The organism is Streptomyces marispadix (genome assembly GCF_022524345.1).
In the GTDB taxonomy this organism is placed as follows: domain Bacteria; phylum Actinomycetota; class Actinomycetes; order Streptomycetales; family Streptomycetaceae; genus Streptomyces; species Streptomyces marispadix.
The window spans coordinates 6,598,231-6,622,414 of sequence record NZ_JAKWJU010000002.1 but is presented as its reverse complement, the minus strand read 5'-3'; the positions used below and the strand labels follow the sequence as shown (position 1 = coordinate 6,622,414).

At 72.3% G+C, this 24,184-nt stretch carries 21 protein-coding genes and 1 pseudogene; 12 read left to right on the top strand and 10 right to left on the bottom strand.

Going from position 1 to position 24,184, the window contains the following annotated elements; all coding sequences use genetic code 11:
* Window positions 1-217: 217 nt before the first annotated feature.
* Entirely contained in the window at window positions 218-412 is a 195-nt protein-coding gene (locus MMA15_RS27450; protein WP_241062849.1) for a hypothetical protein, read from the top strand.
* Between the two features lie 80 nt (window positions 413-492).
* Window positions 493-2,148, top strand: a complete 1,656-nt coding sequence (locus MMA15_RS27445; RefSeq protein ID WP_241062848.1) for a hypothetical protein — start codon at window positions 493-495, stop codon at window positions 2,146-2,148.
* Window positions 2,149-2,203: 55 nt separating this feature from the next.
* Here MMA15_RS27445 and yczR read toward each other — a convergent pair whose 3' ends face one another.
* Window positions 2,204-3,703 (bottom strand): MocR-like transcription factor YczR, encoded by a 1,500-nt coding sequence (yczR, locus tag MMA15_RS27440; RefSeq protein WP_241062847.1) that lies wholly within the window; start codon window positions 3,701-3,703, stop codon window positions 2,204-2,206.
* Window positions 3,704-3,923: 220 nt separating this feature from the next.
* Between yczR and yczE the strand changes: the two are divergent.
* The 4 genes and pseudogenes from yczE to MMA15_RS27420 all read left to right on the top strand — a co-directional run.
* Window positions 3,924-4,550 (top strand): annotated as a pseudogene (gene yczE, locus MMA15_RS27435) (membrane protein YczE); the annotation flags it as partial.
* Between the two features lie 146 nt (window positions 4,551-4,696).
* Window positions 4,697-5,566 (top strand): glycerophosphodiester phosphodiesterase family protein, encoded by an 870-nt coding sequence (locus MMA15_RS27430; RefSeq protein WP_241062846.1) that lies wholly within the window; start codon window positions 4,697-4,699, stop codon window positions 5,564-5,566.
* A gap of 74 nt (window positions 5,567-5,640) precedes the next feature.
* Window positions 5,641-6,990 carry an MFS transporter gene (locus tag MMA15_RS27425; protein ID WP_241062845.1) on the top strand — a complete coding sequence of 450 codons (1,350 nt, stop codon included), beginning with the start codon at window positions 5,641-5,643 and terminating at the stop codon, window positions 6,988-6,990.
* A 254-nt stretch (window positions 6,991-7,244) separates the two neighbouring features.
* Window positions 7,245-7,628: an RNA polymerase-binding protein RbpA gene (locus MMA15_RS27420; RefSeq protein WP_028434437.1), complete on the top strand. Its 384-nt coding sequence runs from the start codon at window positions 7,245-7,247 to the stop codon at window positions 7,626-7,628.
* Between the two features lie 163 nt (window positions 7,629-7,791).
* Here the strand turns inward: MMA15_RS27420 and fxsA are convergent, their stop codons facing one another.
* The 5 genes from fxsA to MMA15_RS27395 all read right to left on the bottom strand — a co-directional run bounded on the left by fxsA (window position 7,792) and on the right by MMA15_RS27395 (window position 13,931).
* A complete protein-coding gene (fxsA, locus tag MMA15_RS27415; RefSeq protein ID WP_241062844.1) occupies window positions 7,792-8,427 on the bottom strand; it encodes an FxsA family membrane protein in 636 nt (211 codons plus the stop codon).
* A gap of 3 nt (window positions 8,428-8,430) precedes the next feature.
* Window positions 8,431-9,201 (bottom strand): polyprenol monophosphomannose synthase, encoded by a 771-nt coding sequence (locus MMA15_RS27410; protein ID WP_241062843.1) that lies wholly within the window; start codon window positions 9,199-9,201, stop codon window positions 8,431-8,433.
* The gene (gene lnt, locus MMA15_RS27405; protein WP_372498308.1) at window positions 9,198-11,144 is read right to left on the bottom strand and encodes an apolipoprotein N-acyltransferase; all 1,947 of its coding nucleotides are present in this window, start codon (window positions 11,142-11,144) and stop codon (window positions 9,198-9,200) included. The genes MMA15_RS27410 and lnt overlap by 4 nt, the downstream gene beginning before the upstream one ends.
* 630 nt (window positions 11,145-11,774) lie before the next feature.
* Window positions 11,775-13,415 (bottom strand): amidohydrolase, encoded by a 1,641-nt coding sequence (locus tag MMA15_RS27400; RefSeq protein ID WP_241062842.1) that lies wholly within the window; start codon window positions 13,413-13,415, stop codon window positions 11,775-11,777.
* Window positions 13,416-13,490: 75 nt separating this feature from the next.
* A complete protein-coding gene (locus MMA15_RS27395; protein ID WP_241062841.1) occupies window positions 13,491-13,931 on the bottom strand; it encodes an Lrp/AsnC family transcriptional regulator in 441 nt (146 codons plus the stop codon).
* A gap of 199 nt (window positions 13,932-14,130) precedes the next feature.
* Between MMA15_RS27395 and MMA15_RS27390 the strand changes: the two genes are divergently transcribed.
* Together MMA15_RS27390 and MMA15_RS27385 are read left to right on the top strand one after the other, a co-directional pair.
* On the top strand, window positions 14,131-14,517 hold the full coding sequence (locus tag MMA15_RS27390) for a hypothetical protein (protein WP_241062840.1): 387 nt from the start codon (window positions 14,131-14,133) through the stop codon (window positions 14,515-14,517).
* 145 nt (window positions 14,518-14,662) lie between these two features.
* Window positions 14,663-15,334, top strand: a complete 672-nt coding sequence (locus tag MMA15_RS27385) for an HhH-GDP family DNA glycosylase (protein ID WP_241062839.1) — start codon at window positions 14,663-14,665, stop codon at window positions 15,332-15,334.
* 138 nt (window positions 15,335-15,472) lie between these two features.
* Here MMA15_RS27385 and MMA15_RS27380 read toward each other — a convergent pair whose 3' ends face one another.
* Complete coding sequence (locus tag MMA15_RS27380) at window positions 15,473-16,657, bottom strand: acyl-CoA dehydrogenase family protein (RefSeq protein ID WP_241062838.1); 1,185 nt, start codon at window positions 16,655-16,657, stop codon at window positions 15,473-15,475.
* A 380-nt stretch (window positions 16,658-17,037) separates the two neighbouring features.
* On the opposite strand from MMA15_RS27380, the gene MMA15_RS27375 reads away from it, so the two are divergent.
* Together MMA15_RS27375 and MMA15_RS27370 are read left to right on the top strand one after the other, a co-directional pair.
* Complete coding sequence (locus tag MMA15_RS27375) at window positions 17,038-18,327, top strand: glycoside hydrolase family 18 protein (RefSeq protein WP_241062837.1); 1,290 nt, start codon at window positions 17,038-17,040, stop codon at window positions 18,325-18,327.
* Window positions 18,328-18,431: 104 nt separating this feature from the next.
* Window positions 18,432-20,318 carry a bifunctional 3'-5' exonuclease/DNA polymerase gene (locus MMA15_RS27370; protein WP_241062836.1) on the top strand — a complete coding sequence of 629 codons (1,887 nt, stop codon included), beginning with the start codon at window positions 18,432-18,434 and terminating at the stop codon, window positions 20,316-20,318.
* Window positions 20,319-20,339: 21 nt separating this feature from the next.
* Here MMA15_RS27370 and MMA15_RS27365 read toward each other — a convergent pair whose 3' ends face one another.
* Window positions 20,340-20,759 (bottom strand): HIT family protein, encoded by a 420-nt coding sequence (locus MMA15_RS27365; protein WP_241062835.1) that lies wholly within the window; start codon window positions 20,757-20,759, stop codon window positions 20,340-20,342.
* 269 nt (window positions 20,760-21,028) lie between these two features.
* Between MMA15_RS27365 and MMA15_RS27360 the strand changes: the two genes are divergently transcribed.
* Window positions 21,029-22,045 (top strand): chitinase, encoded by a 1,017-nt coding sequence (locus MMA15_RS27360; RefSeq protein WP_241062834.1) that lies wholly within the window; start codon window positions 21,029-21,031, stop codon window positions 22,043-22,045.
* A 144-nt stretch (window positions 22,046-22,189) separates the two neighbouring features.
* Here MMA15_RS27360 and MMA15_RS27355 read toward each other — a convergent pair whose 3' ends face one another.
* Entirely contained in the window at window positions 22,190-22,705 is a 516-nt protein-coding gene (locus MMA15_RS27355) for a putative immunity protein (protein WP_308290601.1), read from the bottom strand.
* Window positions 22,702-23,295 carry a putative immunity protein gene (locus MMA15_RS27350; RefSeq protein WP_241062832.1) on the bottom strand — a complete coding sequence of 198 codons (594 nt, stop codon included), beginning with the start codon at window positions 23,293-23,295 and terminating at the stop codon, window positions 22,702-22,704. Before MMA15_RS27350 ends, MMA15_RS27355 begins: the two co-directional genes overlap by 4 nt.
* Before the next feature lie 109 nt (window positions 23,296-23,404).
* Between MMA15_RS27350 and MMA15_RS27345 the strand changes: the two genes are divergently transcribed.
* A complete protein-coding gene (locus MMA15_RS27345) occupies window positions 23,405-24,115 on the top strand; it encodes a MerR family DNA-binding transcriptional regulator (protein ID WP_241062831.1) in 711 nt (236 codons plus the stop codon).
* Window positions 24,116-24,184 lie beyond the last annotated feature (69 nt).

Below are 24,184 nucleotides of genomic sequence, written 5' to 3'. Positions count from 1 at the left end.
GGGATCCGACGGGGCGGGGACCTGCGGGAGTACCGCCCGGCACCGGCATCCGCCCGCGACGCCAACTCGCGCCGTGGCTACGGGACTTCGGCGGTCACGCGGGGTCTCCGCGGCCGCACGGGCCGCCGAATCACCCGTGTGCCAGTTTCCCAGCTCAGCCACTTTCTGTGACTCTGGGAGAACTCAGGGTGAGAATCCCCTACATCAGGAGTCCCCCATGATCCTCAGTGTCTCCGGCGTCCTCCTGCTCGGCTTCATCATCTTCCTCTTCACCCGCAAGGACGGGCTCAAGATCTCCCACGCCCTGGTCTGCGCCCTCTTCGGCTTCTATCTGGCGGGCACCGCTATCGCGCCCAGCATCAAGGCGGGCGGCGCCAGCCTGGCAGGGCTGCTGGGCGGTCTGAAGTTCTAGCGCGCCGCGCGGCGCGGGGCACCGGGCGCATCGCCGTCTCGTGTCCCGCGCCGCGCGGTGCTTTCGTCACAGGAGGTTCCGTGGTGGTGCGTTGGCCGATCCTCTCCCGGCAGCCGGCGAGTACGGGCGCGTCCGTACGTCCGGTTCGCGACGTCGTACGGGCCGGCGCCGACGGTCTGCTGGACGTACTGCATCCGCTGATCGTCCTCCTGCGCGGCCTGATCCGGCTGACGGTGCTGGCGCTGCGCTGGTGGGCGCGGGCTCCGAAGGAGCGGCGCGGGCCGGTGGTCTTCCTCTCCGCGGTGGCCTTGATGGCGGTGGGGCTGCTGCCGTGGGGGCCGGTGCTCGCCGTTGCCGTGGTGGTGGGCGCCGCCGCCTGGCATGGGCGCGAGGGTGCGCGTGCGGGCGGCGCCGCACGTGAGGAGGCGGAGAACGCCCGGCTCCAGGCGGTCTACGAAGCGCTGGTGCCGTGCTTCGCGCTGCGGGACGACCCGGACCGCGAGCCGCTGTACGCACACGACGGCGCATGGGAACGGGCCTTCGAGGAGGCGGAGTTCGGCGACGACGGGCGCATCGCGCGTCTGCTGGTGCGCTATCCCGCCCACTTCGCCGACAGCGACCCGTCGCACCGGTTGGCCGTCGAGCAGCGGCTGTGTGCCAAGTCCGGGCGGGATCGCGAGTACCGCTTCGTATGGGACGAGGAACGCAACCGGCTGGAGATGACGGCACCCGGGCCGCTGCCGCAGGGCATCCGCGCGCAGCGTTTCGTGACGGCGCCCGGCGAGATCGTGCTGGGCTTCACCGATGCCGAGGCGGTGCCTCGGCGCATTCCCGTCACCGACGGCGGGCGGCCCCGTGACGTCCCGCCGGTGGTGTGGCGCACGGGCACGCGCTCCGCGGAGCCGCATCTGCTGGTCGCCGCCGCGCCCGGGGCGGGGTCGAGCACGCTGCTGCGGTCGGTGATGATCCAGGCCCTTGAGCACGGTGACGTGGTCGTCGTCGACGGGGACGGCTCGGGCGGCCATGCGTGTCTGACGGGGCGGCAGGGCGTTCTGGCCGTGGAGACGTCGCCGTCCGGGGCGGTCGCCGCGCTGGAGTGGGTGGTGCACGAGACGCAGCGGCGCCTGTCGGAGGCGAGCCGGGCACGGCAGGCGGCGCGGCCGGTGCCGGACGATGTGCGGCGGCCGCTGTGGGTCGTCCTCGACCGGCCGTCGGCGCTGAGCCATCTGGCCCGTACGGAGGGGCGGCAGGATCTGCGCGAGCTGCTTGGGGCGCCGCTGGCGCACGGCCGGTCCGCGCGGGTGACGGTGGTGGTGGCCGAGCACTTCGACTGCGTGGACGAACTGGGCGGGGCGCTGCGTTCGTACGCCAGGGCGCGGGTGCTGCTCGGCGCCGCGACGCCCGAGGAGACCTGGGCGGTGCTCGGTGCGGCGACGGTCTCGCCGCCGGGCCCGCAGGCTCCGCCGGGGCGGGGCTTCGCTCGGCTCGGGGCGGGGGCGGTGCTGCGGCTACAGGTGCCCGGGGCGCCCGATCCGCTCGACGAAGCGGCGGACGACGCCGGGCGCCAGGCCGTGCTGGGGCTGCTGCCGCCGCTCGCCGCGACGCAGGCCAAGGCCCTGGCGGGGCAGGCCACGGCGGAGACGCAGGCGCAGGCGGCCAAGGCAGAGCGCACGGAGGCGGGACCGGCCGCCCGCACGGCGACGCCGCCCAAGTCGCTGCGTACGTCCGGCACTTGAGGACCGGGACCGCCGGGCGTGGACCCGGGCGGGATGCGAGTCCGGTGGCGGGGGCTCAGGCGACGTAGGTGCGCGGCACGTCCCCGTCGGCGACCGCGCCCGCGCGTACGAGGTCTGCCGCTTTGGCCAGACGGGCGACCGCCTCGCCCACGACCGGGCCCGCCACGGTGAACAGCAGCCGCACGTAGCCCTCGAAGGCACCGTCGACGCCGAAGCGGGTGCCCGCGGGCACGCGTACGCCGATGCGCTCGCCCGCGTCGGCGATGCGTGAACCGGACAGGCCGCCGGTGCGTGCCCACAGCGTCAGCCCGCCGCGCGGGACGCTGAACTCCCAGTCGGGCAGCCGGTCGTGGAGTTCGGCGACGAGCGCGTCGCGGTTGGCGCGGGCTCCGGCGCGGCGCGCGGCGACGGCCGACTCCCAGCCGTCGCCCGTCATCAGCCGTGCCACGGCGAGCTGTTCGAGTACGGGGCTGCCCAAGTCGGCGTAGACGCGGGCGGCGACGAGGCTGCGGATCATCTCGGGCGACGCCCTCACCCAGCCGATGCGCAGGCCCGCCCAGACCGCCTTGCTGACGGAGCCGACGGTGATGACGGTGGAGCCGCCGGGGTCGAACGAGGCCATGGGACGGGGCAGTCGGACGTCCTCGTCCAGCGTCAGGTCGGTCATCGACTCGTCGGCGACGAGGACCGTACCGGCCGCGCGTGCCGCCTCGACCATCTCGCGCCGCTGCTCGTCGGGGGCGAGGGCGCCGGTGGGGTTGTGGTAGTCGGCGATGACGTACGCCATGCGCGGCGCGCTCTCACGGAACGCCTGACGCCAGGTGGGAAGGTCCCAGCCGGCCAGTTCGCCGGCCATGGGCACCGGCACGAGGCGGGCACCGGCGTCGCGCAGCAGGTGCAGCACATTGGCGTACGAGGGGTGCTCGACGGCGACGCGTTCGCTGCGGGGCACCAACTGCCGTGCCAGGGCGGCGACCGCGCCCATCGCACCGGTGGTGACCATGATCTGCTCGGGCATCGTCGGGACGCCGCGTGCGGTGTAGCGCGCGGCCAGCGCCTCACGCAGCGCGGGCAGTCCGCCCGGGTAGTTGCCGTGGGTGTCGGTATAGGGCGCGAGGTCCCGGACGGCGCCCTGGAAGGCGTCGGTGAGATGGGGTTCGGGCGCCAGGAAGGTGGCGCAGGCCAGATCGATGACGGACCCGGCGGACTCGGGCGGCAGCGGCTCCAGCCCGCGGGTGGGCAGCGGCTTTCCCGCGGGCACGGCGGTCCAGCTTCCCGAGCCGCGGCGTGACGCGAGGAATCCGTCGTTGCGCAGCGCCTCGAAGGCGGCGGCAACGGTCGTACGGCTGACGCGCAGCGCCGCGGCGAGTTCCCGCTCCGCGGGCAGGCGGGCGGCCACGGGGATGCGGCCCTCCAGTACGAGCAGCCGCACGCCGTCGGCCAGCGAACGGTACGCCGGTACCCGGTGTCCCGCGTCGGCGGCGGTCGCCGCGCGCTGCGACGCCAGCAGCCGGGCAAGCTGTGGCGCGCCGACGGCAGAGGTCCACTGCACCATGTTTGCGGTCCACCTTCCGCTGATTGGCCATGGATGTGGCCTGGTTCGTGGTTTCAGACTGCCACGCAACGCTTCACCGGCGCCAGCGGCAGCCCTGCCGGTGCCGCAACCGGCAGGGAAGGAGCCCCCGTTGACACCTTCGACGCCTCGCAGGCCGCGCCCCGAAGGCACTCCGGCTACGGGCGGGCGCCCTCCCCGGCGACTGGCACGGCGGCTGGTGATGCTCTACGCGGGTCTGCTGCTGTACGGGGCCAGCATCGGCCTGATGGTGCGCTCCGGTCTGGGACTTCCCCCGTGGGACGTGCTGCATCAGGGCCTCGCGCGGCTCACCGGCCTGTCCATCGGCACGGTCTCGATCGCGGCGGGCGCCGTCGTACTGCTGCTGTGGCTGCCGATGCGGCAGCGCGCCGGTCTGGGCACCGTCTCCAACGTCGTGCTCGTAGGGCTGGCCATGGACGCGACGATCCGCCTCGCTCCCGCGCCGCAGTCCCTGACGTTGCGGATTCTGCTGGTGACCGCCGCCGTGGTGCTCAACGGCGTCGCCACCGGGCTGTATATCTCCGCCCGCTTCGGGCCCGGCCCCAGGGACGGGCTGATGACGGGACTGCACCGGGTCACCGGCCGTTCGGTACGTCTGGTGCGCACCGCGATCGAAGCGTCCGTGCTCGTCTCCGGTCTGCTGCTGGGCGGCACGGCGGGCGCGGGCACCGTGGTCTACGCCGTCGCCATCGGCCCGCTCTCACAGCTCTTCCTCCGCGTCTTCGGCATGCCGGGACAACGGGAGCCGGGCGGCACGGGCGGCAGGGGCGGAACCGGCGGTCCCGCACCCGGCTCACGCGTGGTGGCACGCGGCGCCCGCCGCCCGGAAGGCGACGGACAAGGCGACGGCGACGGCGACGGCGACAGACAAGGAGAGGGAGAGGGAGAGGGAGAAGGTGCGCCGGTTCTGGGGCAGCGGCGCCCATGGTGGCGCGGGGGCGCGATACTGCGGCGATGACCACCGACCCGCGACCTTCCACCGCGCACGGCCCGCGTCACCGGCCCGCCCCGCTTCCCGTGCACACGGCCGCGGTGCGGCGCGTGCCGCGCCATCCGTTCCTCGACCACCGCGGCCCGCTGGCCCTCGCGCACCGCGGCGGCGCGGCCGACGGGCTGGAGAACACCCACAGCGCCTTCGCCCGCGCCGTCGCCCTCGGCTACCGCTATCTGGAGACGGACGTGCACGCCACCGCCGACGGCCGGCTCGTCGCCTTCCACGACGAGACCCTGGACCGGATGACGGACGCGAGCGGCCCCATCGCCGGACTCCCCTGGTCGCAGGTGCGCCAGGCCCTCGTCGGAGGCCGTGAACCGCTGCCGCTGATGCGGGAGTTGCTGCGGGCCTTCCCCGGCGCGCGCTGGAACATCGACGTGAAATCGGAGGCCGCGCTCGTACCGCTGCTGGAGCTGCTGGACGAGCAGGACGCGTGGCCGCGCGTATGCGTCGGCTCCTTCGAGGAGGAGCGGGTCGCCAGGGCACAGGCCCTGGCCGGGCCGCGGCTCGCGACGTCGCTCGGCACCCGGGGCGTGGTGCGGCTGAGGCTGCGTTCGTACGGACTGGTACCGGCGCGGGCGGTGCGCGCCAGCGCCGTGTGCGTGCAGGTTCCGGAGCACCGGTCGGGGATCCGCGTGGTCGACCGGGCCTTCGTACGGGCGGCGCACGCGCGCTGGATGCAGGTGCACGTTTGGACAGTGAACGAGAGAAACCGGATGCGGGAGTTGCTCGACCTGGGAGTTGACGGCATTGTGACCGATCACATCGAGACACTGCGCGACGTCCTCACCGAGCGGGGTGCGTGGATGCCCGGGCCCGGACCCCGGTAGAGCGGCGGCCGGGCGCCCCGGCGTCCGCGTACGCACACAGCCGCGGCGGCGCCGCCGTAACGAGGGGGACGACCGTGAGTGCTGTCGTTACCGGTGCCGGGGACGGCACCGCCGAGCGCCGCCGGGAGCAGCAGGGCTGGTACTTCTACGACTGGGCGAACTCCGTCTTCTCCACCAGCGTGCTGACCGTCTTCCTCGGTCCCTATCTGACGGAGGTCGCCAAGTCCGCGGCGGACGCCGAGGGTTATGTGCATCCGCTGGGTCTCGATGTGCGCGCGGGCTCCTACTTCGCCTACGCGGTGTCCCTGTCGGTGCTGCTGTCGGTGCTGGTTATGCCGCTGGTAGGCGCGATAGCGGACCATACGGGCCGCAAGAAGCCGATCCTGGGACTGTTCGCGTACATCGGCGCGGGCGCCACGGCAGCGATGTTCTTCCTCGACGGGGACCGCTATCTGCTGGGCGGCGCACTGCTGGTGGTGGCGAACGTGTCCTTCGCGACGTCGGCCGTCATCTACAACGCCTTCCTCCCGCAGATCGCCGGGCCCGAGGAGCGTGACGCGGTCTCCTCCCGCGGCTGGGCCTTCGGCTACGCCGCGGGCTCTGTGGTGCTGGTCGCGAATCTCGCGTTGTTCCTCCAGCACGAGGAGATCGGCGTGACGGAGGGGTCGGCGGTGCGGATCTGCCTCGCGTCGGCCGGTCTGTGGTGGGCTCTCTTCACGGTCGTGCCGCTGCTGCGGCTGCGCGAACGCCCCGGTGCGGTGGCCGGTTCCGGCTTCTCGCTGCTCACCGGCTGGCGCCAACTGGCCGGTACTTTCCGTGAATTGAGGCGCTACCGCCTGACGATGCTCTTCCTGCTGGCGTATCTCGTCTACAACGACGGCGTGCAGACCGTGATCACCCAGGCGTCGGTCTTCGGCTCGGAGGAGTTGGGCGTGGACCAGACGACGCTCATCGGCGCGGTGCTGCTCGTGCAGGTGCTGGCCGTCGCCGGCGCGCTGCTGATGGGGCGGCTCGCGGCCCGCCACGGCGCGAAGCGCACCGTGCTCGGCTCGCTCGTCGCCTGGACGGCGATCGTCTCCGCCGGGTACTTCCTGCCCGCCGGAGCCCCCGTCTTCTTCTTCGCGCTGGCGGCGGGCATCGGCCTGGTGATGGGCGGCAGCCAGGCCCTCTCGCGGTCGCTGTACGCGCAGTTGGTGCCCGCGGGGAAGGAGGCGGAGTTCTTCTCGCTCTACGAGGTGAGCGACCGCGGCACGAGCTGGCTGGGCCCCCTCGTCTTCGGACTCGCGTATCAGCTCACGGAAAGCTACCGTGCAGCGATCATCTCGCTGGTCGTCTTCTTCGTAGTGGGCTTCGTACTGCTGCTGCGCGTACCGGTCGAGCGGGCCGCCGCGGCCGCCGGCAACCCCGTCCCGGACCGGATTTAGGACTTGTGGGGGCGGCGCGGTAGTGTACGCCCTCGGCTCGCCGGATGGACCGTTACTGCACGCCAAAGAGATGAGAACGCTGGGTGACATCTCCTGTCAGTTGTGACAAACCGGTCATTGGTGGGTACACGTAGGGCGGCACGACGGGCGACGCATCCCCAATTCGGGAATCTTCACCGCCGACCGGACGTTGAGCAGATGACGACGACAGCGACACCTGTCCTGTGGGCGACAAGCCCGGGAGGCACGAATTCATGAGTGAGCGAGCTCTTCGCGGCACGCGACTCGTGGTGACCAGCTACGAGACCGACCGCGGTATCGACCTGGCACCCCGCCAGGCCGTGGAGTACGCATGTGAGAGCGGCCATCGATTCGAGATGCCGTTCTCTGTCGAGGCCGAGATCCCGCCGGAATGGGAGTGCAAGGTGTGCGGCGCCCAGGCACTTCTGGTGGACGGCGAGGGGCCGGAGGAGAAGAAGGGCAAGCCCGCGCGCACGCACTGGGACATGCTCATGGAGCGGCGCACCCGTGAGGAGCTGGAAGAGGTCCTCGCGGAGCGGCTGGCCGTTCTCAGGTCCGGCACGATGAACCTCGCGGTGCATCCGCGCGACGGCAACAACAAGCGTAAGTCCGCGTAGGCGGGCGGTGAGCGCCTCGGGCCGAGCGATCGAATCGCCGGTCCGGGCGCACCGACCGCTCCCCAGACACGACAGCGCGGGCCGGTGACCTCAAGCAGGTCACCGGCCCGCGCTGTGCTGTCCCACCGCCGACACCGGCACGCGGTTTCGTGCCGTATCGCGCTCAGCGGGAGGGCGGCTCGTCGTCGCGTACGACCTCGCCCTCGACGACCTTCCCGTCCGGCCTGTGCATGCGCATCTGCTCCTCCGCCCTGCGCGCCTGCTGATAGGCGTCGCCGATGGTGCCCGGAGCGAAGCCGGAACGCCGCTCCAGATAGCGCCGCGTGGTCTGCCTCATCAGCGCGGCGGTCGGCGGGAAGAGGCACAGCAGCCCGGCCGCGTCGGAGACGACCCCCGGCACCATGATCAGCAGGCCGCCGAGCATCGCCAGGGCGTTGCCGCCGGACCGCTCCGTACTCTCCGTGGATGCCGCGGGAGCCTGTCCCGTCTGCGCGGCGGTCTGCGCCTGCTGGACGCTCTCCGCGAGCCGCCGCCAGGCACGGCGCCCGGCGCGCTTGATGACGAAGACGCCGAGCAGGAAACCCGCGACCAGCAGCACCAGCACCACCAGTCCCCCGGCGGCCTCCCCGATGAGCGTCAGCAGCCAGATCTCCAGCAGCGCCCATGCGGCGACCGCCAGCGGAAGGAACGTACGGGCCCGCGAGCGGCGCGGACCGCCGCCCCGGCCCTGCTCTCCCCCGCCGCCGCGGCCCTGCTCGTCGTGCGGCGGCTCATACGGATACGGTGCGCGGCTCGTCATGCTTCAAGTGTGCCTGCGGTCGAGGGCGCGCTTCACACGGCCCTCGACTCCCCACGCGGTCACCCGCCACAGCGCCTCGACCATGATGTCGCGGCTCATCTTCGAGTTGCCCCGCACCCGTTCGACGAAGGTGATGGGGACCTCGACCACGTGGTATCCGGCGCGCACCGCGCGGTTGGCGAGATCGACCTGGAAGCAGTAGCCCTGCGAGGCCACCGCGTCCATGCCCAGCCCCTTGAGTGTCTCGCTGCGGAAGGCGCGGAAGCCGCCGGTGATGTCGCGCAGCGGAAGGCCGAGCATGACACGCGAGTACATGCTGCCGCCGCGGGAGATAAGACGCCGCGACTGCGGCCAGTTGACGACCCGTCCGCCGGGGACCCAGCGTGATCCGAGCACCAGGTCGGAGCCCTTGAGGGCAGTCAGCAGCCGCGGCAGCTCCTCGGGCTGGTGGGAGCCGTCGGCGTCCATCTCGACCAGTACGCCGTACCCGTTGTCGATGCCCCAGCGGAAACCGGCGAGGTAGGCGGCCCCCAGCCCTTGCTTGCCGGGGCGGTGCATCACGTGGATGTGCCCGTCCTGGGCGGCGAGTTCGTCCGCGATCTTGCCGGTGCCGTCGGGGCTGTTGTCGTCGGCGATCAGGATGTGGGCGTCGGGCACGGCCTCACGTACCCGGGCGCTGACGGACTCGATGTTGTCGGCCTCGTTGTACGTCGGGATGATCACCAGAACCGTGCCGAGCGGGCCGTACCGCCGCGCCTGTCCGCCGTCCGTCACCGCTGCTGCCCCTCTTGCTTCCGCCGTGCATCGCTCTGCCGCGTCTGCGCCGTGGGCGGCGTGTGCCGGTGGTCGGTCCGGCCGCGCCGGCCTGCGTACCAGGCCCCGGCACAGGCGAGAACGCCCACCATAGCGATCACCCACTCCGGGACGGCGCCGACGCGGTCGGCGGTCGTGATCTCGTCTCGCAGCGGCAGCTTCGCGCTGAGCACGTCGCGCTCGAACTCCTGAGTGCGCTGCCTGATGGTGCCGTCGGGGCCGACGACGGAGCTGATGCCGCTGGTGGCCGCCGTGACGACGGCCCTTCCGTGCTCGACGGCGCGCAGCTTGGACATCACCAGCTGCTGTTCGGGCTGGCCGGTCCGGCCGTAGGTGGCGTTGTTGGTCTGTACGACCAGGGCACGTGCACCGGCGTTGACGGTGTCGCGGGGAATCTCGTCGTAGGCGACCTCGAAGCAGATGACGTCGCCGAGGCGGGCCGGGCCGGTCTGGAGGACGCCGGAGTGGTCACCGGGCCAGAAGTCGCGGGGGATCTGCTGGAGCCGGGTGATGACGGTGCTCAACTCGTCGCGGAACGGCACGTATTCGCCGAAGGGCACCGGGTGCTGCTTCGTGTACGACTTGCCGGGGCCCTTACGCGGGTCCCACACGATGCCCTGGTTCTCGACGTAGCCCTTGGTGCCGGGGTGGTCGACGAGGGCTCCGACGAGGATGGGGACGCCCACGGCCTTGGCCGCCTGGTCGATGCGTTCGCGTGCCTCGGGCCAGCGGTAGGGGTCGAGGTCGGAGGAGTTCTCGGGCCAGATCACCAGGTCCGGCTTGTCGGCCTTCCCTGCCTTGATCCTGTGGGCGAGGTCGAGGGTGGCCTCGACGTGGTTGTTGAGGATCTTCATGGGGCGGCCGAGGAAGTTCATGCCGGGCTGCTCGACGTTGCCCTGGACGACGGCGATGTCGGCCGAGTCGTCCGCCTCGGTGGGTACGGGCACGGCGTATCCGGCGACCGTGGCGCCCGTAGCGAGAGCCAGCGCAGCGGCCACGGGGACCAGCGCACGGGGCATGAGAGCGCGCCGGCCGGATTCCGCATCGGGGGCGGCGGTGCCGCGCGTGGCGCGCAGGTGCCAGAGCGCGAGGGCCGCCGCGGCGAGCGCCGTGCCGGTGAGCGCGGCGGCGAACGTGACCAGCGGCGCCCCGCCGAGCGCGGCCAGCGGCGTGTAGGGCGATCCGGTGTTGGCGAAGGCGAGCCTGCCCCAGGGGAAGCCACCGAAGGGGACACGGTCGCGGGCCCACTCCTCGGCGACCCACAGGCAGGCGCCCCAAAGCGGCCACAGAGGCAGCCGCGAGGTGACGGCGAGCGCGGCGCCGAGCGCGGCGAGGAACAGCGACTCGATGAAGGCGAGCCCCAGCACCGCGTCCCAGCCGACGACGTGCAGCCACTTCAGCAGCATCGTGAAGAAGGGCCAGCCGAAGGCGAACCCCGTCCATGCGCCCTGGCGGGCGGTGCGGCGCCGGGTGAGGAGGCTGAGCGCGGCGACCGTCAGCAGCGACAGCGGCCACAGCCCGTACGGGGGGAAGGCGAGGGCGAGGGCGATTCCGGCGACGGCTGCACCGGCCGTGCGCGGCGCTTCGCGCCGTATGAGATCGCCGAGGCGCCGCAGCCGGCCGCCTCGGGCGCCCCGTCCGTCCGGGCCGTCGGTGTGTTCGCTCTTCCCGCCACGATCGGCCGGCTCCACTCGTAGGTCCTCGCCGCCCTCGCTTCCCGGGGAGGGCGCAGAGGGGGCGGAAGTGGAGGCGGGGGCGCCGTCGTGCGCTCCGTCGCCGTTCTCCGCCGGGGCCTCCGGCGTCTCCCGCGTGGCGGCGCGCTCGGTGGCCTCCACGCCCTTCGGCCGTCCGGCCGTGGGGCCGTCGGCTGCGGATGCGGCGGTGGTCTCGGAACCCGATGGCAAGGTCGCGCCCTTCCTGCAACGTCATGCGGTGGTGAAGCGACCGTATAACGGCGTTCGACGTCCGCGGGTCCAGGGCTGTGAATGCCACAGGAGATCGAAACGGCCCACGGCCGTACGGCGCCCGGGAGCGGACGCGGAATTCGATGAAGGGGAAGCGGCGGGGCTTGGGCCTGGGGGCTGCGTCACGGGCCGCTCGCCGTGCGCGTATCGCCCGGCCCCGTGACCGTCGCTGCGGGTCGGGGCCCGGTGCCCTTCGGGCCGACCTGGGACCCGCTGGCTGCGAGTCGACCGAGAGCCGTTGTCTACTGAGCATCCGGGCCCCACCCGGGTCACACCCGCCGGCCGGCCTCGACCTTCGCCCCCGTGCCGTGGGCGCTGGACCTGGCTCCCAGTGGTGATGTCCCGGTGCGGCACACCACCCCCTGGCCCAGCGGCGTTCGACGACTGCGCGGGGAATCGCCGGCCGGACGTCCTGTGGTGGACCTGGCCGAACCTACCCGTCGGCGGGCGTCGGCTGTCAACAGCGACGCTACCTGCGGCGTTTCGCCGAACCAGCAGGTCAGTCAGGCGCATTGGGCGCGGGGGCGACAGTCTGAGGGGGCGTCGGGCGCCGCAAGGGACATGCGTACATCACTCGTTCGGCCGCTCGTAGACCGTACGGCCGCCCACCACGGTCCGCAGACAGACGGGGAGTTGCTCGCCTGGCGTGAGATCCGGGAGGCCGGGGGTGCCGGAGCGTGGGTCCGTCGACCAGTTGGCGACGCGCAAATCGGGGGCCTGCACCACCAGTTCACCGGTACGCCAGAGCGCGTAGTCGGCGGGTGCGCCGGGGACGAGCACGCCGCCCTCGTCGGCGCCGACGGCACGACGTCCGCCGCGGGTGTGCGCGGTGAACCCGCCGCGCACGGAGATGCGGTGCTCGGGTGTGCGGTGGAACGCGGCGGCGCGCACCGCCTCCCACGGGCCCAGCGGGATGACGGGGCTGTCGGAGCCGAACGCCAGCGGTACACCGGCGCGTTGGAGTGCGGCGTAGGGGTTGAGGCGGGCGGCGCGCTCCTGGCCCAGGCGGGCCGCGTACATTCCGCCGGGGCCGCCCCAGGCCGCGTCGAAGCCGGGCTGTACGGATGCGGTGAGCGCGAACTCGGCGAAGGCCGCGATGGTTTGCCCGTCCATCATCTCGGCGTGCTCCACGCGGTGGCGTGCGGCGCGGACTTGGTCCGTGCCGACGCGGGCGGCGGCGGCACGCACACCCTCGGCCACGGCGGCGACCGCGGCGTCGCCGATGGCGTGGAAGCCCGCCTGGAGGCCGGCTTCGGTGCAGGCGGCGACGTGGTCCGCGATGCCGTCGGCGTCCAGGTAGGCGCTGCCGGTGTGGTGTGCGTCCGCGTAGGGCGAGGTGAGATGTGCGGTGCGGGAGCCGAGCGAGCCGTCCACGAAGAGGTCGCCGGCGGCGCCGATCGCGCCGAGGGCGCGGATGCGTGCGGCGTCCGCGGCGGAGGTGACGGGTTCGGCCCAATAGCCGTGCACGCGTGGTCCGTTGCGCTCGGCGGCGAGGGCGAGGAGTGCGGTGAAGTCCTCCTCGCTGGAGATGCCGGGCCCGGCGCACTCGTGGAGGTCGCTGATGCCGAGGGAGGCGGCGTGGGCGAGGGCCGCGCGCTGGGCCTCGGACCTGCGGGCGGGCGTGAGCGTGGAGTGCGCCCGCTCTCGTACGGCGTGGTGGGCGTCCCGGGTGAGGGGCCCGCCCTCGGCGAAGCCCGCCGACTCGGCGGCGCCCGGGACGAGTTCGAGCAGTGCCGTCGTGACGAGGGCCGAGTGCACGTCCGTACGGGAGAGGTAGAGCGCTCGGCCGCCCGCGGCCTCGTCAAGTTCCGCGCGGGTGGGGTGGCGGCCCTCCGGCCAGTGGGTGGCGTCCCAGCCGTGGCCGAGCAGTACGGGGTCGGCGGGACGTGCGGCGGCGTATTCGCGGACACGGGCGAGCGCGTCGGCGAGCGTGGGCGCTCCCGTGAGGTCGAGCCCCGTCAGCGCCAGGCCGGTGGCGGTGATGTGCACATGTGCGTCCGTGAAGGCGGGGGTGACGAGGGCGCCTTCGAGGTGGATCACCTCGTCGACGCCGTCGGCGAAGGAGTCGGCGGCGGACTCGGAGCCGACCCAGGCGATGCTGCCGCCCTGTGTGACCATCGCGGTGGCGAAAGGGTCGGCCGGGCTGTGCACCTCCCCGCCGCGCAGCAGGACGGTGCGGGTCTCGTGCCCTTGGGCGGAGCGCTCGTTCATGGGCTCAAGTCTCCCGCCCCGGCGCGGGAGGCCGAGGGGCGGGTCGGGCCGTCGAGTGCGGTCGCGCCCGACGGCTCAGATCGACGGCGGCCGGGCCTCGTAGGGGGTGGAGAGCACGACGGTCGTACGGGTGGAGACTCCCGACAGGGTGCGGATGCGGGCGAGGAGATGCTCCAGCGCGATGGGGGTGCCGACGCGGACCTTGAGGATGTAGTTCTCGTCGCCGGCGACGCTGTGGCAGGCCTCGATCTCCGGTACCTCCGCGAGGCGTTCGGAGATGTCGTCGGGTGCGCTGGGGTCGAAGGGCTTCACCGAGATGAACGCCGTGAGCGGCAGGCCCACCGCCTCGGGGTCCACGAGCGCGGTGTATCCGCGGATGACTCCGCGCTGTTCGAGCCGGCGCACACGCTGGTGCACGGCAGAGGTGGACAGGCCGGTGGCCTTGCCCAGGTCGGTGTAGCTCATCCGCCCGTCCTTGACGAGCAGATCGACGATTCGGCGATCCACTTCCTCCACAGCAGGTCAACCTACTGTGCCGGGCGCACTCCGGCACAGCGGGCGCAGAAGGAGCGCACGTACGAGCGCCGTGTGTGACCAAGGCCACATCGGTGCTCCCGTGTCCCCGGGCGTGCAGCGATTACGCGAATGACGCCACGGGAAGTGCTTGCTGGAGCCGGGGCAAGATGCCCGGCAGGTCCACCAGAGGGGGATTTGCATGCGCACTGATAAGCGGGTCCGCACTTCCGGGGCGGCCGTGACGGCGGTGGAGGAAGAAGCGGTGGCCGACAGGGCGTACGAGGACGGGGTCTACGACATCTTCCGGGTCGGCTGCCCGGACTGCCGGCAGCCCATCGCGCTTCTCGCGGACGAGGAGAGGCTGCCGGAGCACGCGCTGTGCTCCTCGCCGTGGAATCCGTTCGGGCTGACGGTGTGCCAGGGGTCCGGGCGTGCGGCGTCCGAGGCGGACGCGCTCGACGGCGACGAGGACGGCGAGCACGGGCTGACCTCGCTGCTGACGCTTCCGGAGGGGCTGGACTGGCGGAAGCAGCCGTTCTCCCACGCGGGCGGTCCGCGTACGCCGTCGCTGCTGCGGGAGGGGTGACCCGGAAGACGGGTGGCGGCGATCGGCGCGGCTCGCGCTCCGTTCGGCCACGGCCCTGCGGCTCGCGGGCGGATCGGCGGGTGGATAAGACGCCGGCGCTGGGAACCCGTACGGCCTCTGAAGGCGACAGCCGAGCGAGGCCCCCATGACACAGACACAGACCAGGTCGAGGACGCGGTCGTCGCGGCAGCCCGGTGACCGGGCGAAGGCGCGGGCGCTGCTGAAGACGCACGGCCAGACGTACGCCGAGCAGGCGGGCATCACGCTGCGCGACACCCCGTCGCCGCTGTACCGGCTGCTGGTGCTGTCCCTGCTGCTCTCGGCCCGCATCAGGGCGGACATCGCCGTCGCCTCCTCGCGTGCGCTCTCGGACGCCGGGATGAAGGACGCCCGGCGGATGGCCGAGGCGACGTGGCAGCAGCGCGTCGACGCCCTCGGCGTGGGCGGCTACCGGCGCTACGACGAGCGGACCGCCACCCAGCTCGGCGAGGGCGCGGAACTGTTGCTGAGCGAGTACAAGGGCGATCTGAGGCGCATGCGGGAGGATCCGCACACCGAGGAGCGGCTGCGGGAGGTGCCGGGCATCGGGCCGACCGGGGTCGACATCTTCCTGCGGGAGGCGCAGGAGGTATGGCCGGAGTTCGGGCCGTACTTCGATCAGAAGGCACAGCAAGGCGCGCAGCGGCTCGGGCTGCCCACGTCGCCCGCGAAGCTGGCCGAGCTGGTGCCCTCCCGTGACCGGGCGCGGTTCGCGGCGGCGCTGGTGCGGGCGGCGCTGGACAAGAAGGTCGTCGAGGACGCGCGGGAGGCCGCGTAGCCCTTGCGGTGTCCATGGACCGCGGCCGCCACGTCGCGGAGGCGTAGCGGTCGCGGTGCCGACGGTGCGCAGCGGTGCGGTACGGAGGGCGCGGCGCGGACCCTGCGGCGGGGCGCGGCGGGATGCGCCGCGCAGGCTCTAGTGGCGCTCTTTGCGGCTCTCCGGGCCCGCGAGGTGGCGGGCGATCACCATGCGCTGGATCTGGTTGGTGCCCTCGACGATCTGTAGCACCTTGGCCTCCCGCATGTAGCGCTCGACGGGGAAGTCGGCCGTGTAGCCGTAGCCCCCGAGGAGCTGGACGGCGTCGGTGGTGACCCGCATCGCCGCGTCGGTGCAGAACAGCTTGGCCATCGCCGCCTCGCGTCCGAACGGCAGCCCCTCGTCCCGCAGCCGCGCGGCGCTGAGGTACAGGGCACGCCCCGCCTCGATCTGGGTGGCCATGTCGGCGAGCATGAAGCGCAGGCCCTGGAAGTCGGCGATGGGCCGTCCGAACTGCTGTCGTTCGAGCGTGTACGCGAGGGCCGCGTCCAGTGCGGCCTGGGCAACGCCGACCGCGCACGCCGCGATGCCCAGACGGCCCGACTCCAGCGCGGAGAGGGCGACGGTCAGACCCTGGCCCTCGTCGCCGATGCGGCGTGCGTCGGGGACGCGTACACCGTCGAAGTGGACCTGGGCGGTGGGTGATCCGTTCATTCCCATCTTGCGTTCCGGGGCCGCCGCGGAGAGTCCGTCGGCGTCTCCGGGTACGAGGAACGCGGTGATGCCGCGGGGTCCGTCGCCGCCCGTGCGGGCGGCGACGGTGAGGAAGTCGGCGGTGCCGCCGTGGGTGATCCACGCCTTGGTGCCCTCGAGCACCCACTCGTCCCCGTCACGTGTGGCACGGGTGCGCAGGGAGGCGGCGTCGGACCCGGACGAGGGCTCGGAGAGGCAGTACGCGCCGAGGGTGCCGCCGCCGAGCATGGCGGGCAGATGGTCGGCGCGCTGCTGCTTGGTGCCGAAGACGGCGAGCGCGTGGCAGGCGAGGGTGTGGACGCTGGTGCCGAGGCCGACGGTCAGCCGTGCCGCCGCCAGTTCCTCCAGGACCTGGAGGTAGACCTCGTAGGGCTGGTCGCCGCCGCCGAACTCCTCCGAGTACGGCAGCCCCAGCAGCCCCGACTCGGACAGCAGGGTGAAGATCTCGCGTGGGAAGCGGCCTTCGGCCTCCTCCTCGCCCGCGCGGGGACGGATCTCCCGCGCCGCCAACTCGCGTACGAGAGACAGCAGATCGCGGGCTTCCTGCGTGGGCAGCCGCCGCTGAACCGGCTGCGGTCCGTGTTCGGACATCACGACGCTCTCCTCCTGTTCGGGGGCTGCGGCAGCGGACCGGGGTGTGGTGGCGCCGCCGTACCGAGGGGTCTCGGCGTAGGCCGGGACCGGTGCGCACGCCGCTGACCGGTGGCCCCGCGCCGGGTTGCGACGGCGGCTGACCAGGGGTTGCGGCGAAAAAAGTATGCCCGATCGGTGGCATGGCGTCATCGGCGGGCCGTGCCGGGCGGCAGAGGCGGGCAGCGAGCACGAAGCAGATTGGTTCAAACCATTGACGTACTGGTCTAGTCCTTCTAGATTCCCGGCTCGGACACTTCCGCTGCTCTCACCGCGGACCATCCCCCACCACGCACCAAGGGATCACCAGCACCTTCCCCACAACTCCCTTGAGGAGAGCCATGATCCGATCTTTCATACGACGTCGCAGATCTTCCTCACGCGCTTCACACCGGCGACGCCCTGTCGCGCTCGCCGCCGTGGGATGCGCGGCCGTCCTCGCCCTCTCGCTTTCCGGGGCTGGCGCTTCCGCCGCTCCGGCCGCCGGTTCGCCGGGCGCCTCCGGCAGCCCGGGACAACAGCGCGCCGCCGACGGCAAGTTGGTGGGCTACTTCGCCAACTGGGACGTCTACCAGCGCAATTACCACGTCAAGGACATCGAGACCTCCGGCTCCGCGGACCGGCTCACCCACATCAACTACGCGTTCGGCAACGTGCAGGGAGGCAAGTGCACCGTCGGCGACGGCTTCGCCGACTACGAGAAGGCGTACACGGCCGAACAGAGCGTCGACGGTAAGGCGGACTCCTGGGACCAGCCGCTGCGCGGCAACTTCAACCAGCTACGCAAACTCAAGGAGAAGCACCCGGAGTTGAAGGTGCTGTGGTCCTTCGGCGGCTGGACCTGGTCCGGCGGCTTCGCCGAGGCGGCGAAGAACCCGGCCGCGTTCGCCTCCTCCTGCCGGAGCCTCCTGGAGGACGAGCGCTGGGCGGGGGTCTTCGACGGCATCGACATCGACTGGGAGTACCCCAACGCCTGCGGCCTTTCATGCGACGAGAGCGGGCCGAACGCCTTCACCGAGGTGATGAAGGCACTGCGCGCGGAGTTCGGCGGCGACAAGCTGGTGACGGCGGCGATCACCGCCGACGCCTCCGACGGCGGCAAGCTGGAGGCCGCCGACTACGCGGGCGCCGCACAGTACGTCGACTGGTATCTCCCCATGACCTACGACTACTTCGGCGCCTGGGACGCACAGGGGCCCACCGCGCCGCACTCCCCCCTCACCGCCTACGACGGCATCCCCAAGGACGGCTTCGACACCGAGTCGACCGTGAAGAAGCTGAAGGCCATGGACGTGCCCGCCGGGAAGCTGCTGCTCGGCATCGGCTTCTACGGGCGCGGCTGGAACGGCGTCACCCAGAAGGAGCCCGGCGGCAGCGCCTCGGGCCCGGCGCCGGGAACCTACGAGCAGGGCATCGAGGACTACGAGGTGCTCAAGGGCCGCTGCCCCGCCAACGGCACGGTCGCGGGCACGGCGTACGCCCACTGCGGCGATCAGTGGTGGAGCTACGACACCCCCGAGACCGTACGCGGCAAGAGCGACTGGGCGGCGCAGCAGGGGCTGGGAGGCTCCTTCGTCTGGGAGCTGAGCGGAGACACACCGGACGGTGAGCTGATCAAGTCCCTTGGCTGACAAGGCCGTTGCCTGATCCGGCCTGTGGACCGTCACCGTCGCGCGCCCCGTGGTCCACCGCGGGGCGCGCGGCGTTGTCAGTGGCCGGTGCGACACTCACGCGCATGACGGGTGATCCCGGCGGCCCGCACGCGGTGCGGTGGGCGCTGGCCGAGAGCGACGACGGGCGCGTTCTGGTCTGCCCGCTCGACGGACATGGTGCGCCCGCCGGGCCGGTCCGCGAGGAGCGGTCCGTGGTCTCCGCGGTGCGGTCGCGGCCCGGGGTGGGGCGCTGGGTGTGGCGGTCGAGCGCCGCCGTGCATCCCAGGCTGGCCGAGGCGGGTGTGCGCGTAGAGCGGTGTTACGACGTGGAGGCGGCCGAGGCGCTGCTGCTGGGGCACGAGGGGCGGGCCGGGGAGCCCCGTTCACTGCCGGCGGCCTGGGCGCGTCTGCGCGGCCTGCCGGTGCCGCCGGACCCTCCCTCGGTGTCACGGGGAGCGGAGGAGGAGCCGTCGCTCTTCGACACGGGGCCACCTCCGCTGCCGGACGGCGTAGAGCCGATGACGGCACTGCTGGAGGTGTACGCCGCGCAGTTGGAGCGTACGGCCAGGGCCGAACACCCCGAGCGCATGCGGCTGTTGCTGGCAGGAGAGTCGGCGGGGACGCTCGTCGCGGTGGAGATGGGGCGGACGGGCGTGCCCTGGCGTGCGGACGTCCACCGGGAGCTGCTGGAGGAACTGCTCGGCGAACGGTACGCGGGCGCCGGGCTGCCGCGGCGGCTGGCCGAGCTGGAGGAGGAGATCTCGGCGGCGTTCGGGCCGGGCGTGCGGGTGCGGCCGGATCTGCCGGCGGACGTGCTGCGGGCCTTCGCGCGGGCGGGCGTGAAGCTGTCGTCGACGAGGGCGTGGGAGCTGCGGCGGGTGGATCATCCCGCGGTGGAGCCGCTGCTGCGGTACAAGAAGCTCTACCGGCTGTGGACCGCGCACGGCTGGTCGTGGCTGCGTTCATGGGTGCGGGACGGCCGTTTCCGCGCGGAGTATGTGCCGGGGGGCGCGGCGTCCGGACGCTGGACGACCAACGGGGGCGGCGCGCTTCAGATTCCGAAGGTGGTGCGGCGCGCGGTCGTCGCCGATCCGGGGTGGCGGCTGGTCGTGGCGGACGCCGGGCAGATGGAGCCGCGGGTGCTCGCGGCGGTCTCCCGGGATCCGGGGCTGATGGCGGTGGTCGGCGGCGACGAGGATCTGTACACGGCGCTGTCGCGCGAGGCGTTCGGGGGCGACCGTGCGCAGGCCAAACTGGCGCTGCTCGGCGCGGTGTACGGGCAGACCAGCGGCGACGGGCTGCGCAATCTGGCCGCGCTGCGGCGGCGCTTCCCACGCGCGGTCGCCTATGTGGACGAGGCGGCGAAGGCGGGCGAGGAGGGGCGCCTGGTGCGTACGCATCTGGGGCGCACATGTCCGCCCGCCGGGGGCGGCGGGGAGGACGGCGAGGGTGCGGGGGCGGAAGGCGTGGGGCGGGAGGCCGCCTGGGAGGGCGGCGGGGAGACGCCGCCCCCGGCGCACGCCGCTCATGCCCGTGGCACCGCGGGAGCGGCCCGGGCGCGGGGCCGCTTCACCCGTAACTTCGTGGTGCAGGGCAGCGCGGCCGACTGGGCGGTGCTGATGCTCGCCGCGCTGCGGCAGGAACTGGCCGGTTCCAAGGCCGAGTTGGTCTTCTTCCAGCACGACGAGGTGATCGTGCACTGCCCGGCCGGTGACGCCGAGCGGGTCGCGGAGGCAGTCGCGGAGGCGGGGGAACGGGCGGGGCGGGCGGCGTTCGGGGATACGCCGGTGCGCTTCGCGTTCAGCACCGCCGTGGTCGAGTGCTACGCGCGCGGACGCCAAGTGACGCGTTCCGGAGTCGCGAGGGGTGCCGGGCGGCGGGCCCGTCCGTACCGTCTTGAGGTGCCCGGCCTCAGGTGCGCGTCCTCAGGTGCGCGGTTTGACGTGCCCGACTGGACGTGCCCGGCCTGACTCACGGGGAGACGGCGCGGGTCAGTCGGCCAGTTCGGAGCGCAGCTTCTCCGCGACGGCCTCGGCCTCGGCCTCGCTGCCGTAGCGGCTGCGCGGCCAGAAGAAGCCGCGCAGTCCGTCCTTGCGATTGCGCGGGACGACGTGCACATGGAAATGCGGCACCGACTGGCTGACCCGGTTGTTGGCGGCGACGAACGAACCGGTCGCCTCCATCGCGGACTCCACGGCCGCGGTGATGTCGCGGACCCGGGTGAAGAACGGGCCGAGGGCTTCGGCGGGCAGGTCGGTCAGCGTCTCGTGGTGCTCACGCGGTACGACGAGGGTGTGCCCGGGGAAGAGAGGGCGCGCGTCGAGGAACGCCACCACGTCGTCGTCCTCGAAGACGCGGTGGCTCGGGCGGCGGCCGTTGACGATGTCGCAGAAGAGGCAGTCCGAGTCCACTCCCCCATTCAACAGCCTCCCGCGTGCGCCCTCAGGGAGAGCCTTCGGGCGCGGACGGCGGTCGCCGGCGTCGTTGCCTCAACCTGCCGGACCGTGGCGGCCGTTGAGGCCGCCGCGCTGCGACCCGCGCTCAGGGATCGTCAATAGCCGGCCGAAAGCTTTCCCCATTCTTTATTGTCTAGACCAATGGACGGCGCTAGCGTGCTGACGCGCCTGAAGAAGGCTGCACTCTTCAACACCCCCACCACCCCCCACGATGGGAGCTTGTCGTGCGCCCACACCTGACGCAGCGTCGCAAGATCGCGCTCGGGATCGCGTCCGTACTCGCAGTCGCCGGAGCGACCGGCATCGGCTTTACCGCGCAGGCCGGCAACGTCGGCCAGCACACGAAGGCCGCCGCGCCCAGCGGGCTGAACGGCCCCTACCTCTACACCGGCGCCGAAAAGGTGCCCGACGCCACCCAGTTCATGAAGGACACGGGCAACAAGCAGCTCACGCTCGCCTTCATCCTGGCCAAGGGAGGCTGTGAGCCCGCGTGGGACGGACAGCGTCCCCTCACCGGCGGCGAGGACGAGAAGACGATCAAGGCCGTCCAGGAAGCGGGCGGAGACGTCACCCCCTCCATCGGCGGCTACAACGGCTCCAAGCTCGGCGAAGCGTGTGGCAGCGCCGAGGAGTTGGCCGCCGCGTACCAGAAGATCATCGACGCCTACCAGCTCAAGTCGATCGACGTCGACATCGAGGCGAACGAGTTCGAGATGCCCAACGTGCGGCAGAAGGTCGTCGACGCTCTGAAGATCGTCAAGGACAAGAACAAGGACATCAAGGTCTATCTGACCTTCCCGACCCTGGAGCAGAGCCCGACCGACAACGGCAAGGACCTGATCAAGAAGGGCGCCGCCGCCGGCCTCGATGTGGACGGCTGGACCGTCATGCCGTTCGACTTCGGACACGGCGACCAGGACATGGCCAAGGCCACCCAGACCGCGGTGGACGGGCTCGCGAAGATCGTCGCCGACGAATACAAGATCGACCAGGAAAAGGCGTACGGCAAGGTCGGCTTCTCGTCGATGAACGGCAAGACCGACCAGCCGAACGAGTCCATATCGCCGTCGGACTTCCAGAGGATGGTCGACTTCGCCACCGAGAAGCACCTGGCGCGGGTCAGCTTCTGGTCCGCCAACCGCGACCGCCCGTGCTCCAGCGGAGACGGCAACGACTCGTGCAGCGGGATCGACCAGAAGGAATGGGAGTTCTCCAAGATCCTTGCCGGTTACCAGGGTTAGGACCGTGGGCTACGTGGTGAGGCGGACGGGCACCGAGGACTCGGGCACCGCGACGGAACCGGACTGTGTCCGGACCCGCCTCACCACGGTTGGCGCGTAGACGCCGCTTGCCGGCCGCGAAGGGCCGCCGTGAAGGAGCCGGTCTCAGCAGTCGAACACCGACCAGCAGATGTCGTTGCGCAGCCGCTGGTCATCGAGTACGAGTTCGCGGATTGCGTCCGGGAGCTGATCGCGCTGCCACCGGCATTCGAGACGCCCCGCGGTCTCGCTCTCGCCCTCCGGTGCCGCCGCCCGTGCGGCCTTGATCGCGTAGGCGGCGGCGCCGAGTTCGTGCGCGGCGACATGGGCGACGGCCCCTGCCTGCCCGGCGGCGTACGCGGCATGGCGTGCTGCCCCACGCAGGTCTCTGGCCGCCCCCATCGCGTGGCCGCCCGCCGCGCGGGCCTGCATCATCTTGACCTCGCCGCGCACCCAGGCCCGCGCATGGCCGATCGCCTCGCGCGGTCGCGGGTCCCCAGGCCGGACCGACTCGAAGAGGCCGAGGACGTGCTCCGCACACGAGGCGGCCCATAGGGCGAGGAGGCGGTGGTCCGCATCGGTGAGGGTCCCGCCTCGGCGGATCGTCACGAAGCGAGGGTCACGGACCTTCGGGAGGATCACGACTCCCACCCCCTCCCGTGCGCATCGGCGGCACTCCCCGCGCTCTGCCCTGACGACCGGCCGGACGCCTGGCGCAGGGAGTGGTCCAGAGCGCTCATCAGCCGGGCCACACGATTGCTGCCGCTCGTCACGGGCGGGTAGCGGCGGAGCACGTCGATGAGCACCGGTGTCGCACGCTGCCGTGACCGTTCCAGCAGGGCGTCGGCGATCGTGGGGTCGCCGCCCGCCTCCATCTCTCCGACGCGTGCGGCGCTCGCGGCGGCTCGCAGGATGTGGCCGACCTGGCCTGCCCGGGCGATGGGGTGCAGGTATGCGGCCGACGCGGCGTCACCGGCGGATCGCGCGGCCAGTCGCGCGGCTTCGAAGGGCGCGGAGCGAGCGGCTCGATGCGCGTCCAGGGAAGTGACGCGCTGCGACTTCGTCCTGTCGGCGCCGTCGATGAACTCCCAGGCCGCGTCGATCGCCGCACGGGGGCGTGGATCGTCGCGGACAGCCTGCTCGAAGACCGCCAGGACGTCCTCTGCGTGCCGGACCACGTAGCGCGCCACGACGCGCAGCTCGTCCATCGTCAGGTCGAAATCTCCGGACACGGTGTGCGCGCTCCTTGCCATGTCCGTGAATCGTATCCTTGAACACTCGGTGGAGACTCTGCGCGGAGTTCTCTCTCGCCTACGTCGGAAACCCTCAACCGGAGGTCACATGCGGCCGGTGGACCTGGCCCGTCGGCACGGCCTCTCCACGCAGGCGGTCCGCAATTACGAGGAGGCCGGAATCATCCCGGCGGCCCGCCGCAGCCGGACGGGGTACCGGGACTACACCGCCGTTCACGCCGCCGGTCTCGCGGCCTACACGGCGCTCGTCCCCGCCTTCGGCCATGCGACGAGCCGACGCATCATGCAAGCCGTGACCAGCGGCCGGCTCGACGAGGCGCTGGAGCACATCGACGCCGGGCACGCGCTCCTCTCCCGCGACCGCGGCACGCTGCGAGCCGTCGAGGCGTCGCTTCCCCGTCTTAAAGCCGCCGGTCCGGATGCGGCGGCCGGTACTCGGGCGCCGTACAGCATCGGTGAACTCGCCCGCCACCTCGGGATCAGCCCGGCCACCCTGCGAGCCTGGGAACGCGCAGGAGCCCTCACGCCACGCCGCGACCCGCGCACCGGACACCGCCGGTACCTCGCGGCGGACGTGCGCGACGCCGAACTGGCGCACCTGCTGCGCCGGGGAAGCCAGGCCCTGGGCACCATCGCCACCGTCCTCGGCAGGCTCCGCGACGCCGGCAGCCTCGAAGCGCTGGCCAGGACGCTCGAAGAGTGGCGGCACGGCCTCACTTCCCGCGGAACGGCCCAGCTTCACGCCGCCGGTCGACTCTCCGCGTACCTCGACGTCTTGGGCCGATCCGCCGGCTCCTGAGGAGCCTCGAAGCACGATTGCGGCACGCTCGCACGGGCATCGGGCCGCCGTCACCGTCGCACGTGCTGA